We start from the raw sequence: 12,448 nt of genomic DNA, 5'->3' as shown, positions 1-12,448 counted from the left end.
CCACCCGGAAGTCGTGCGGGGCCGAACGACCCTTTTCGACCTGCATGTCGGGCAATGGCGAGTGATCCGCGCCCCTGCCCCCGACGCATCCGTCCGGGCGAACCCTTCGCGCCCAGCCTGGAGCCGCTGATGGCGATCTCAGACGTCGCATCCCCCCTGTCCGCTCCCGCCGACCAGCCCGGCCGCCGCATCGGCGTCCCCGGCATCGTGTTCTTCGTCGTCGCCGCTTCCGCGCCGCTGACCGTCGCGGCGGGCGGCATGCCCACCTCGTTCGCGGTGTCCCGGACGCTCGGCATCCCCGCCCTGTACGTCGTGCTCGGCGCGCTGCTCGTGGTCTTCACCGGCGGCTACGCCGCGATGAGCCGCTCGATCTCCAACGCCGGGGCGTTCTACGCCTACGTCACCCACGGCCTCGGCCGCGTCGCCGGGATCTCGACCGCGTTCGTCGCGCTGCTGTCGTACAACACCATGCAGGTCGGCCTGTACGGCATCTTCGGCTTCACCACCGCCGACCTGCTGAAGAGCAAGCTCGGCTGGGATCTGCCGTGGTGGGCCGTCGCGCTCGCCGGGGTCGCGGTCGTGGCCGTCCTCGGGTTCCGCCGGATCGACCTGAACGCGCGGGTCCTGGGCGTCCTGCTCGCGATCGAGTTCCTGACCGTGCTGGTGTTCGACCTGGCCCAGTTCGCGGGCGCGCCGGACGGGGTGTCCGCCGAGCCGCTGGGCCTGGACGCCGTGCGGACGGGCGCGACCGGCGCGGCGATGGTCGCCGCGATGGCGAGCTTCATGGGCTTCGAGGCCGCCGCGATCTACAGCGAGGAGTGCCGCGACCCGCGCCGGACGGTCGCCCGCGCGACCTACATCGCCGTCGCGGTCATCGCCGGGTTCTACGCCTTCACCGCGTGGGCCATGACGATCGGCGCCGGCCCGAGCCAGATCATCGAGCGGTCCGGGAAGGAGGGGCCGGGGATGGTCTGGGGCCTGGCGACCCAGCACGTCAACCGGACGTTCTCCGACACCGCGCAGTTCTTCCTGGTCACGAGCCTGTTCGCGGCGCTGCTGTCATTCCACAACGCGGTCGCGCGCTACTTCTACTCGCTCGGCCGGGACGGCGTGCTCCCCGGCCCGCTCGCCCGGACGCACGCCAGGCACGAGTCCCCGCACATCGGGTCGGCGACGCAGACCCTGCTGGCCGTGGTCGTGGTCGTCGCGTTCGCGGCGTCCGGCAAGGACCCGGTGCTGACGCTGTTCAACTGGTTCACGAACCTGGGCGCGCTCGGCGTGATGCTGCTGCTCGCGCTGACCTCGGCGGCCGTCGTCGCGTTCTTCCTGCGGGACGCGCGGGGCGAGAACCTCTGGAACCGCCTCATCGCGCCCGTCCTGTCGGGGCTCGGGCTGGCCGCCCTGTTCGTGGTCTGCCTGCGGAACTTCGACGCCCTGCTCGGCGCGGACAAGAACTCGCCGCTGGTCTGGATGCTGCCCGGCTTGATCTTCGTGTTCGGGCTGGTGGGCGCGGTGTTCGCGCTCGTCCTGCGGGCCAGGCGCCCCGAGGTCTACGAGCGCGTCGGCCGAGGCTGACCCGCCCGGACGGCGGAAGCACGCGCGGGCCGGGTCTCCCCGGCCCGCCGCGAGACGACGGCGGCGTGCGGGCCGATGAGACCCGGCCTGCCGCGAGACGACGGCGGCGTGCCGGGAGGCTTCTCCCGGCACGCCGCTCCGCGTCTCAGGCGGTCAGGCGAGCCTGCGGCCGCCGTTCCAGACGACGCCGACCTGCCGGTAGTACGCGCCGATGATCTCGTCCACCCGCAGGGACGCCAGCTCCTCGGTCGGGGACTCGAACAGCCGCAGCTCGGCGTCGCCGCGCCACGCCTGCCCCGCCTCGAACTCCGCCGCGCCCGACTCGATCAGCTCGTCCAGCGCCGGCGCGCCGCCGGGCTCGATGCTCGGCAGGTAGCGGTGGTGGGCCATCGGGTGCCCGTTGACGAAGCCGCCTGTGGCCGACGGCTCCCGCAGCGTCACGACGGCCTCGGCCAGGCGGCGGTCGGCGGCGGCGAGCGTCGCGCCGAACCGTCCGCCCTCGGCGATGCGCGGCGCGGCGCCGCCGAACGGGTGCGGACGGGTCTGGTGGATCGAGCCCAGCTTCTTCGGGTAGCCCTGGTGCAGGCCGCGCGCGATGGCGAAGTCCTTGTCGACCCAGATGTAGACGCAGCGGGAGTACGTCCGTCCCTCGAAGGAGCAGCGGACGACGACGAAGCACTCCTTGTACTGCGCGCGGACGGGGTCCAGCAGCTCCTCGCGCGACGCCGAGCACGACTGCCAGTCCGCCCAGATGACCGCGACCGCGCCCGGGTCCTCGTCGGCGAGCGCCAGCGGGGCGGGCAGCAGTTCGGCGACCCGGGCCGGGTCCGTCCGGTACTCGACGGTGAGCAGGTCGCCGGAGTAGTGCCACGGCGGGCTGGGGATCAGCGACGAGCGGCCCGTCGCGGTTCGGGGGTGCAGGAAGCCTCGCACGTCCATGCTGCTCCTTCGGGTGTTCGTTTGGGTCCGTACGTTATCGGCGGGTCCGGAGCATGGCCAGGGGTCGGTCATGATTTGGGTCACGCGGAGGTCTTGTCAGCACTTACTTCGGTTCCATATGGTTTGGGCTCAAATGACCCCCCGTGAGGGAGTTCGACGGTGAACAACCCACTCGACGCGGCCCGAGCCGAGGACCCCGCGGCCCAGGCGCGGCAGGCCGTGGAACGGCTCAAGGCGGACGGGATCGACGTCGTCCGCGTCGCCTACCCCGACCTCATCGGCACCGAGCGCGCCCGCGACGTCCTGGTCGAGCGCCTGCCCGCCGTGATGGAGCACGGGCTCGCGTTCTGCCGCGCGGTGTACCACACCTCGCCGATGGGCGACGTCGTCCCGGTGCCCGAGGGCCTCGGCGCGGGACTCCCCGACATCCGGATCGTCCCGGACCTGGCCACGCTCGCCCCCGTCCCGTGGGAGCCGGGCGTCGCGCACTGCCTCGGCGACGCCTACGAGCCCGCCGGCGACGAGCACTGCGCCGAGAGCCCGCGCGAGGTCCTGCGCCGCGTCACCGCCGAGCTCGGCGCGACCGGCCTGACCGCCGTCGCCGGGCCCGAGCTGGAGTACTTCCTCTGCGAGCCCGACCCGCAGAGCCCCACCGGATGGAAGCGCTACGGCGACGCCCCCGGCAACGTCTACGTCGCCGGGCGCAAGGGCGACCCCGAGGGGCACCTGCTGTCCACGCTGCGCCGCCTGAAGGCGTACGGCATCGGCGCGACCATGGGCAACCACGAGTTCTGCGGCGGCCAGTTCGAGATCAACCTCGACCACTCCGACGCCCTCGACGCCGCCGACCGCGCCTTCCGGTTCAAGTCCGCCGTCAAGGAGCTCGCCCGGCACGAGGGACGGCTCGCCACGTTCATGGCCAAGCCGTTCAACGACGAGGGCGGCTCCGGCTTCCACGTCCACCTGTCGGTCTGCGACGAGGCCGGCGCGAACGTCTTCGCGGACGAGACCGGCGAGCACGGCCTGTCCGGCACCGCCCGGCACGCCATCGCGGGCGTCCTCGCGCACGCTCCCGCGCTCGCGGCGCTGTTCAACCCGACGGTCAACTCCTACAAGCGGTTCGGCCCGGACACCCTCGCGCCGTGGCTGATCGACTGGGGCCTGGACAACCGCAGCGCGATGCTGCGCATCCCGCCGGAGCGCGGCGCCGCGACCCGCCTGGAGGTCCGCCTCGGCGACGCGACCGCCAACCCCTACCTCGGCATCGCCGGGCTGGTCGCCGCCGCGCACCTCGGCGTCCGCGACAAGCTCGAGTGCCCGGCGCCCCTGGAGGGCTACGGCTACGACGCCGAGCGCGCGCCCCTGCTGCCGGGCGACCTGACCGCGGCGCTGGACGCGCTGGAGGCCGACACCGACCTGACCACCGTGCTCGGCGAGGCGTTCGTCCGGGCGTTCCTGACCTACAAGCGCGACGAGGTGGAGCGTTTCCAGCGGTACGTCACCGACTGGGAGTTCCGCGAGTACGCCTACCACCTCTGAGAAGGAGCTCCGTTGACCACCGCGACCTCCCTGGACCTGGCCGACCCGGACCTGTTCCTGGACGGCGCCACGCCGTACCGGATCTTCGCCGAGCTGCGCCGCACCGACCCCGTCCACTGGACGCCCGAGCACGACGGCGGCAGCGGCTTCTGGTCGGTGACCAAGCACGCCGACATCGTCCGCGTCGACCGCGACGCCGAGACGTTCACCTCCACGAAGTTCGTGAACCTGGAGGAGGTGGACGAGCGGCAGGCGAGCATCCGCCGCTCGCTGCTGGAGACCGACGGGCCGCGCCACCACGCGCTGCGCCGCATCCTGCAGCGCCAGTTCACCCCCCGCGCCGTCGCCGGGTACGAGACGTTCCTGCGCGGCCTCACCGCCCGGACGCTCGACCGCGCCCTCGCCAAGGGCACGTTCGACTTCGTCAAGGACGTCGCCGCCGACTTCCCGATCAACGTGCTGGCCCGCATGATGGACGTCCCGGAGGACGACACCACCCGGCTCATCGAGTGGGGCAACCGGATCATCGCCAACCAGGACCCCGAGTACGCCGACGTCGTCATCCACAGCGCCGAGTCGGAGAAGTACCGGGACCTGCCGTTCCGCTCGCCCGCCTCGCTGGAGGTCTTCGAGTACGGCCGCGAGCTGGCCCGGCAGCGCCGCGGCGGCGACGGCGACGACCTGGTGTCCAAGCTGGTCAACGAGACGCCGCTGGACGGGCAGCCGCTGTCCGCGCACGACTTCGACAACTACTTCCTGCTGCTGGTCGTCGCGGGCAACGAGACCACCCGGCACGCGATCACGCACACCATGCGCGCCCTCATCGACCACCCCGAGCAGGCCGACCTGCTGCGCTCGGACCCGTCCCTGATGGAGACGGCGGTCGAGGAGTTCCTGCGCTGGGCGTCCCCGGTCTACCACTTCCGCCGCACGGCCACCCGCGACGTCGAGCTGCGGGACAAGACGATCCGCGAGGGCGACAAGGTCGTGCTCTGGTTCGCGTCCGGCAACCGGGACGAGGACGTCTTCGGCAACCCCGACGTCTTCGACGTGACCCGCACCCCCAACGACCACGTCACCTTCGGCAAGGGCAGCCCGCACTTCTGCCTGGGCAACGCGCTCGCCCGGCTGGAGCTGCGCGTCATGTTCGAGGAGCTCCTGCCGCGCCTGGCCGACATCCGCCTCGCGGGCGACGTCCGGCGCGTCCGGTCGAACTTCGTCAACGGCATCAAGGAGATGCCGGTGACCGTCACCCTCGCCTGACGTCCGACCCGCAGCGGGTCAGCGCGACGCTCGCGCGAAGGCCCGGCACCGTCCCCGCGGACGGTGCCGGGCCGCGCGGAGACGGGCTGCGTTCATCCCCGGGCGCGCCGCGCGACGGCGACCGCGACGGCCGCGCCCACCGAGAGCAGCACCGCGAACCCCACCAGGGACGCGCGCAGGCCCACGTGGTCCTGCGCGACGGTGAACGCGATCGACGGAAGCCCCAGGCCCGCGTAGGCGGTCGCGAAGAACACCGCGAGGACGCCCGCGCGCGACTCGCGCCGAGCGGACTCGGCCGCCTCCGCCAGGGACGCCTTGAACAGCAGGCCCGCGCCCGCCCCGGTGATCGTCGCCGCCGCCAGGAACAGCGCGAGCGACGGGTGGTACACCGACAGGACGGTCAGCGCGAGCCCCGCCGGGAACAGCACCACGCCGATGCCCGACATCCGCGCGCCCGACCAGCCGCCGGCCGCCAGCTGCACCAGCGCGCTCGCGGCGAACAGCGCGAACCCCGGCATCCCCGCCACGAACACCGACGGCTCGCCGAGCACGCCGCGCAGCATCACGGCGCTCAGCGACGAGAAGAACCCCATCACCGCGAACGCGGCGGCGCCCGTCCCGGCCGCCGCGGCGAACACCGCCCCCGCCCCCGGGCGGAGCCCGAACCGGCGCGGGGCACCCTCCATCCGGCCCGTCCTCGGCACCGTCTCCGGCACGTCCAGCAGGAGCGCGACCGACAGCGCCGTCATCAGCACCGCGAACACCACGAACGTCGTGACCAGCGGTTCCGGGGCCCACTCGGCGAGGACTCCGGCGAGCAGCGGCCCGAGCGCAAGCCCGCCCAGGTTCGCCGCCGCCGCCACGGTCCCCGGCACCGGCGACAGCGGACGGCCCGGACGGGCGCGCTGGTACAGGTCGGCGAGGTAGGCCGTCGCGGTCGAGGCCATCAGGCCCGTCCCGACGCCGTTCAGCGCCCGCGCGACGACCAGCGCGGGCAGCCCGTGCCACACGACGAACAGCACCGCCGACGCCGTCGTGACCAGCAGCGCCGGGATGATCACGACGCGCCGGCCGTGCCGGTCCGACAGGTGCCCGAGCAGCAGGAACCCGGCGGCCGTCCCGACGACGATCGCGGCGAACGCCACGGTCACCATCGTCGGGCCGAACCGGTCGCGCTCGGCGAACAGCGGCCACAGGGGAGTCGGCGCGGTGCCGAACGCCATCACGGCCGCGAACGCCGCCGCCGCGATCCAGAACCCGCGCAGATGCGCGGCCGGACCCCGGGCATCGGCGCGGGGACCCCGGCGGACCATGGACACAACGGGCATCTCAGCTCCATTCGAACGGTGGCCACTCCAGACAACCAAGCCGCCGCCGTTCTTCCCAGCCCCTCCGGCACAGAACGATCAGATACCTTCCATCTCCAGTAGAGATAATGGCCGCCATGGAACTGCGCCACCTCCGGCATTTCGTCGCGCTCGCCGAGGAGCGGAACTTCACGCGCGCCGCCGACCGCGAGCTGATCGTCCAGTCGGGGCTGTCGTCGTCCGTCCGGGCCCTGGAACGCGAGGTCGGCGCGGAACTGTTCGTGCGCGGCAGCCGCCCCGTCCGGCTCACCGCCGAGGGCACCGCGCTGCTCCCCGCCGCGCGCCGCGCCCTGGAGGCGGCCGAGGCCGCCCGGCAGGCCGTCCAGGACGTCCGCGGCCTGCTCTCCGGCCATCTCCGGATCGGCACCTACCCGGTCAACCCGCGCCTACTCCCGCTGCCCGCCCTGCTGGTCGCGTTCGCCCGCGCCCACCCGGCGCTGGACGTCTCCGTCCGCCAGTTCCCCGGCACCGACCTCGCCGCGAGGGTCACCGACGGCGAACTCGACTGCGCCCTGTTCGACCAGATCGGCCCGCCCCCGCCCGGCCTGCGCGCGCTCCCCCTGGTCGCGGAAGAACTCCAGGTGGCCGTCCCCGCGACCCACCCCCTGGCCACCCGGACGTCCCTGACCCTCGCCGACCTGGCGGACGAGCCCTTCGTGGAGACCGACCCCGCCTGGACGACCCGCCGCCGCACCGACGCGGCCTTCACCGAAGCCGCCGTCCCCCGCCGCGTCGTCTGCGAGGTGGCCGACTGGCAACTCCTCCGCGACCTGGTGGAGGCGGGCCTGGGCATCGCCCTCGCCCCACCCACCCAACTGACCCCGAGAGCCGGCGACCCCGACACCCTCCGCCTGATCCCCTTGACGGGCACCAGGCTCGAACGCCACCTGGCCCTCGTCCTCCCCACCCCGGCATCCCCAGCCGCCACCCACTTCGCCACCCACCTGACCACCTGGCGCCCCACTCCCCACGACGCCCCCCAAGCCACCCCCGAAATGCCCTGACCGCGCCCCCGGGACTTCCAGGAGACGCGGCCAGGCTTTTTTCGGGCCAGATCAGTTGGGCGGTTCCGCAGAGTGCTCGAACGCGACCCTGCTCATTTCCCCCAAGGACCTCCATGCCTCGAAATGGTCGGCGGCCACCAGGTACGCCCGCCCGACCGGGGAGATGATCTCCACAGCCTTCGCGTCGTCGACGACCTCTTCGATCAGTGATTCAAGGCGCTCTTGCGCCTCACTTCCGGTGACGGCCATGGAGTCAGACGAACAGTTCCTCGACGCTCTCGGCGTGGGCGACCTTGTTCAGCCAGGCCATGAGCTGCGTCTGGTCGGTGCAGGCGGTGATCCGGTCGGCCGCCTCCTGCGGAACCGCGATCCCGCGTGACCGCAGGACCGCGAGCACGCCCTTGGCTTCCCCATGGGCTTCACCTTCGGTCCAGAAGCGGCGGCCCCAGTCGCTCTGCGGCTTGTAGGTGTCCGTGCTCATGATTGCCTACAGGGTGTGTCGGGCGGCGTCCGTGAGGCGCTTCAGTACGTAGTCATAGTACGGCCCACGGTATTCCTCGTCCGTGGCCTGCAGTGCTGCGGCCACGGCCTCGAGAGCGGGCGGGCCCTCTTCGTCGGCGTGGGCCGGGGCGGAGAGGATGACCCATTCCGGGCACTCACGGGCCTGGTCGGGGTCGACGATCGGCTTGAGGTCGTGCGGGGTGTAGGTGAGCACCACCAGGTCGAATCCGGGGTGGCCGGTCTTCATGGGGGTGCGGATGCGTCGCGCGATGGTGCGGTTCGGACAGAAGGCCATGATGGTCGTCGGGCACCGGAAACGCCGCCGGATGCTGGTCACATACTCCGGCCAGGAGTAGGAGATGCGTTCCAGTTCTTCCGCGCCGGCATGGCGTTGCACCTCGTGGACGATCGCGCGCCGGGCGTTGTTGGCGGACGAGCCGATCAACGCGATGTCCAGGGTGACCTGCTGCGGCGCCAGGCTGGTGACGGTCTCGGGGCCCATCTGCCAGCACAGGTCATCCGGCACGTCCAGCCCGAACACCTCGGTCGCCACCTTCCGGGCCAGCTCCGGGCGGTTCCGGAAGAGTTCGAGGGGAATCTCGTGATCCTCTGAAGGGGACATGAGGTGGACACTAAGCGTGTTCGATGCGACACGGTATGGAGTTTTGGGAACTGCCCCACCCAATGTGGATTCCGTCGAATGGACGTTCGACGACACTGCCTTCGTATGGGCATTTACCGCCGAAATGACTGACAACAGCGCGGAGGCTGAGGGCGGGCGAGATGGGGGAGGGGGCTAGTCGGTGTGGCTGAGTAGGTGGTGCATGGCGTCGGGCGGGAGGGAGGGGTTGGAGGCGGCGGCTTCGGCGAGGCGGGCGTCCTCGTGGGTCAGTAGCTCGAGGAGGATTTTCGGGGGAAGTGCCGGATGCCTTGCGGCGTGCTCGGCGGCCTTGGGGTCGTTGAGGCAGGGGAGGAGGGCGGGAGGGGTGGCGTTGGGGTGTTGTGCGATGTTCACCAGCGCCTTGCGGGCCGGAGCGAGCGTGGTGAGGGCTTCCAGGACGCCGGCGGGGGCGTCGGGGTTGGACGCCACATAGGCCGCGACTCTTGAGCCGTGTCTGTCGAGCATGGCGCGGAGCTGGGGTTCGGAGAGGCCGGGGTGGGGGGCGATCGCCCTCACGACCTTGGCGTCGGGGTCGTCCGCCAGGGCGTCGCGGATCGGGGCGGGCAGGTCCCGGCGGGCGGCGACCAGCGTGCGGACGGCCGGGGCCGGGGAGGTGGCCATGGCCTCGGTCTCGGCGGGGGAGGCGGCTGCGACGCGGGGCAGGAGGGTGAGGCCCAGCTTGGTGGTGGGGGCCAGGGCGGCGAGGACGTCGAGGGGCACGTGGGGGTTGCGGGCCAGGGCTTGGCGGATGGACGGGTCTGTGGAGGCGGCGAAGGTCCGCATCAGTGCCGTGCTGATCGCGGGGTTGGCGGCCAGGTCGCCGAGGACGCCCGGTTCGCGGCTGGTGGCGAGGCGCGAGGCCGCTTCGGCGGTCAGGTCGGCGCGGGACGCGAGCGCGCAGCGGAGCGAGTAGTGCGGGTCGCCCGCGAAACGCATGGCCGCCGGGGTCGGGGTGGACGGGTTCTCCAGCGCCCGCAGGCGCGTGAGGAGGACGGTGGATTCGTGCGACCCGTCGCACGCGGCCCCCGGCGGCAGGTCGCAGTCGACGCGGGGACAGTACGGGTCGTGGACGAACGGGACCTCCTCCCGGTCGCACACCTGGCAGCGGGTGGGCGACGGAAGGCCGTCCCCGGTGAGCAGCGCCGCGAGGACGGGAGGCGGGGCCGCCGGGTTGGCGGCGACGCCGGTGCGGACGCCCGCGTGCGGATGTCGTGCGAGGGCGGCGGCGAGCTCGGGGAGTGCGATCCGGGCGAGGTCTTCGACGACCTCGGGGTCGTCGTCGCGGGCCAGGGTGTGCTGGACGTCGGCGGGGAGGTCTTGAGAGTCGGCGAGCCGGGCGCGGCGGAGAGAGTCGGCTGCCAGGAGGCGGGCCCATCCAGGGAGGCCGTGGCCCGTGGCCAGCAGGGCGAGGGCCGCGTCGGGGAAGGCCGCCGGGTCGAGGTCGTCCGGGTTCAGGGTCTTGCCCAGTGACCAGGCGCACGCCTCGTCGACGGAGATCAGGGCGAGGGCCTGCGCGGGGGTGAGATCGGCGCGTTCGGCCAGTGCGCAGGCCAGGCTCTGATCGCCGAGCGCGATCAGCCGGTCCAGGAGGACGGGCGGCAGCGACGGGTTGGCCGCCAGGCCGTGCAGGACGGGAGGGAGAGGGGGCACGCGGGTCATTGTGGCGGGCGGCCGGGGCCTTCGGGGGCTCCGGCCGCCCGGGAGGATCAGAGGGGGAGGCCGGTGAGGACCATGATCTTCTCTTCGGTGTAGTCGGTCATGGCCGAGTGGAGGCCCTCGCGGCCGACGCCGGAGTCCTTGACGCCGCCGTAGGGCATCTGGTCGGCGCGGTAGGACGGGACGTCGCCGATGATCACGCCGCCGACCCGCAGCTCGCGGTGGGCGCGGAAGGCGGTGTCCACGTTGCGGGTGAACACGCCCGCCTGGAGGCCGAACGTGGAGTCGTTGACCTTGGCGAACGCCTCGTCCACGCCGGAGACCTTCTGGACGACCAGGACCGGGCCGAAGATCTCCTCGTGCAGCACCTTGGCGTCGTCCGGGACGTCGGTGAGGACGGTCGGGGCGTAGGTGGCGTCCTCGCGGGTGCCGCCCACGACGACCTTCGCGCCGGCCGCGACGGCCTCGTCCACCCAGGACTCAACGCGTTCGGCGGCGTCCCGGCTCACCATCGGGCCGACCTGGGTCTCGTCGTCCCACGGGTCGCCGGTGACGAGGCCCTTCACGCTGTCGACCAGCTTCGGCAGGAACTCGTCGTGGACCGACTCGTCCACGTACACGCGCTGGACGGCGATGCAGGACTGCCCGGCCTGGTAGTTGGAGAACAGGCCGATGCGGGACGCGGCCCAGTCGAGGTCGGCGTCCGGCAGGACGACCGCCGCGCCGTTGCCGCCGAGCTCCAGGGTGACGTGCTTGCGCGGCACCCGGTCGTTGATGGACCAGCCGACCGGGACGGAGCCGGTGAACGACACGACGGGCAGGCGCGGGTCGTCCACCAGGTCGGACGCGCGGTCGTTCGGGACGGGCAGGACCGAGACCATCCCGGCGGGCAGGTCGGTCTCGGCCAGGATCTCGCCGAGGACGAGCGCCGACAGCGGCGTCGCCGGGGCGGGCTTGACGACGATCGGGGCGCCGACGGCGATCGCCGGGGCGACCTTGTGCGCGGTCAGGTTCAGCGGGAAGTTGAACGGCGAGATGCCGAGGACGGGGCCCTTGGGGACGCGGTCCACGTACACCAGGCGGCCCACGCCGCCCGGCTCGGTGTCCAGGCGCTGCGTGGTCGGGGACCAGCGGCGGGCCTCCTCGGCGGCGAACCGGAACACCGACACCGCGCGCTTGACCTCGACGCGCGCCCACATCAGGGGCTTGCCGTTCTCGGCGGTGATCAGCCTGGCGATCTCCTCCAGCCGCTCCTCGAGGCGGCGGGAGACGTGCGTGAGCGCGTCGGCGCGCACGTGGACGGGCAGGGCGGCGGCCTCGTCGCGGACGGCGTGGGCCGCCGCCACGGCCTCCTCGACCTGCTCGGTGGTGGGCACCGCGACGACGCCGACCTCGCGGCCGTCGTAGGGGTGCGTCACGGCGAAGGTCTCGGTGCCGGTCTCGGGGCGTCCGGCGAGCCAGAAGGGAGTCACGTCCATAGATCCGACGTTATCTCTGCTCAGCGCGGGTCGGACGCTCCGGGCAGGCCAATCGGGCCGCTCGCATTGTCCGTGACGGCGAGGGCGACCCACAGCTCCGCCCGGACGCCGGGATCGTCCAGGTCGCGGTTCAGGAGGTCGGCGACGCGGCGGACGCGGGTGCGCAGCGTGTGGCGGTGGACGTCCAGGTCGCGCGCGGCCTCCTCGAGGCGTCCGCCGGCGGCCAGGTACGCGCGCAGGGACGTCAGCAGGGACGGTTCGGAGCGCAGCGGCGCCAGCAGCGCGTCCGCGAAGCCCTGCGCGAGGTTCGGGTCGAGGACGCCGAGAAGGCCCTGACCTGGGAGTTCGCCGTAGCCGACGGGGTCGCCGGTGCGGCGGGCGGCGGCCAGGGCGCGTTCGGCCTGGACGAGCGCCGCGGCCAGGCCGGAGGCGGAGGCGGCGGGCTCGCTCGTCCCGACCGGTCCG

The 12,448-nt window shown here is 72.8% G+C and carries 12 protein-coding genes; 4 read left to right on the top strand and 8 right to left on the bottom strand.

Going from position 1 to position 12,448, the window contains the following annotated elements; translation table 11 throughout:
• Positions 1-129: 129 nt before the first annotated feature.
• Positions 130-1,575 carry an APC family permease gene (locus DZF91_RS21315; protein WP_117359218.1) on the top strand — a complete coding sequence of 482 codons (1,446 nt, stop codon included), beginning with the start codon at positions 130-132 and terminating at the stop codon, positions 1,573-1,575.
• A 153-nt stretch (positions 1,576-1,728) separates the two neighbouring features.
• Here the strand turns inward: DZF91_RS21315 and DZF91_RS21310 are convergent, their stop codons facing one another.
• On the bottom strand, positions 1,729-2,514 hold the full coding sequence (locus DZF91_RS21310) for an acetoacetate decarboxylase family protein (protein ID WP_117359217.1): 786 nt from the start codon (positions 2,512-2,514) through the stop codon (positions 1,729-1,731).
• 159 nt (positions 2,515-2,673) lie between these two features.
• Between DZF91_RS21310 and DZF91_RS21305 the strand changes: the two genes are divergently transcribed.
• Both DZF91_RS21305 and DZF91_RS21300 read left to right on the top strand, forming a co-directional pair.
• Entirely contained in the window at positions 2,674-4,053 is a 1,380-nt protein-coding gene (locus DZF91_RS21305; RefSeq protein WP_199486780.1) for a glutamine synthetase family protein, read from the top strand.
• Positions 4,054-4,065: 12 nt separating this feature from the next.
• Positions 4,066-5,316 carry a cytochrome P450 gene (locus DZF91_RS21300; RefSeq protein WP_117359216.1) on the top strand — a complete coding sequence of 417 codons (1,251 nt, stop codon included), beginning with the start codon at positions 4,066-4,068 and terminating at the stop codon, positions 5,314-5,316.
• 92 nt (positions 5,317-5,408) lie between these two features.
• On the opposite strand, the gene DZF91_RS21295 is transcribed toward DZF91_RS21300, so the two are convergent.
• Positions 5,409-6,644 carry an MFS transporter gene (locus tag DZF91_RS21295; RefSeq protein WP_199486779.1) on the bottom strand — a complete coding sequence of 412 codons (1,236 nt, stop codon included), beginning with the start codon at positions 6,642-6,644 and terminating at the stop codon, positions 5,409-5,411.
• 116 nt (positions 6,645-6,760) lie between these two features.
• On the opposite strand from DZF91_RS21295, the gene DZF91_RS21290 reads away from it, so the two are divergent.
• The gene (locus DZF91_RS21290) at positions 6,761-7,687 is read left to right on the top strand and encodes a LysR family transcriptional regulator (RefSeq protein WP_158588000.1); all 927 of its coding nucleotides are present in this window, start codon (positions 6,761-6,763) and stop codon (positions 7,685-7,687) included.
• Positions 7,688-7,738: 51 nt separating this feature from the next.
• Here the strand turns inward: DZF91_RS21290 and DZF91_RS21285 are convergent, their stop codons facing one another.
• From DZF91_RS21285 to DZF91_RS21260, 6 genes are all read right to left on the bottom strand, one after another.
• Positions 7,739-7,936, bottom strand: coding sequence for a hypothetical protein (locus DZF91_RS21285; RefSeq protein WP_117359214.1), 198 nt, complete (start codon positions 7,934-7,936; stop codon positions 7,739-7,741).
• Between the two features lie 4 nt (positions 7,937-7,940).
• Positions 7,941-8,168 carry a hypothetical protein gene (locus DZF91_RS21280; RefSeq protein ID WP_117359213.1) on the bottom strand — a complete coding sequence of 76 codons (228 nt, stop codon included), beginning with the start codon at positions 8,166-8,168 and terminating at the stop codon, positions 7,941-7,943.
• Between the two features lie 6 nt (positions 8,169-8,174).
• Entirely contained in the window at positions 8,175-8,810 is a 636-nt protein-coding gene (locus tag DZF91_RS21275; protein WP_117359212.1) for a hypothetical protein, read from the bottom strand.
• Positions 8,811-8,984: 174 nt separating this feature from the next.
• Complete coding sequence (locus tag DZF91_RS21270) at positions 8,985-10,499, bottom strand: hypothetical protein (protein ID WP_199486778.1); 1,515 nt, start codon at positions 10,497-10,499, stop codon at positions 8,985-8,987.
• A gap of 56 nt (positions 10,500-10,555) precedes the next feature.
• Positions 10,556-11,983, bottom strand: a complete 1,428-nt coding sequence (locus tag DZF91_RS21265) for an aldehyde dehydrogenase family protein (protein WP_117359210.1) — start codon at positions 11,981-11,983, stop codon at positions 10,556-10,558.
• 20 nt (positions 11,984-12,003) lie between these two features.
• Positions 12,004-12,448: PucR family transcriptional regulator (locus DZF91_RS21260; protein WP_147341241.1), on the bottom strand; the 445-nt coding region annotated here is incomplete at its 5' end.

The organism is Actinomadura logoneensis (assembly GCF_003428695.1).
GTDB lineage: Bacteria > Actinomycetota > Actinomycetes > Streptosporangiales > Streptosporangiaceae > Spirillospora > Spirillospora logoneensis.
Note: the sequence above shows the minus strand (reverse complement) of the source record. Positions and strands in the feature narration are given on the sequence as shown.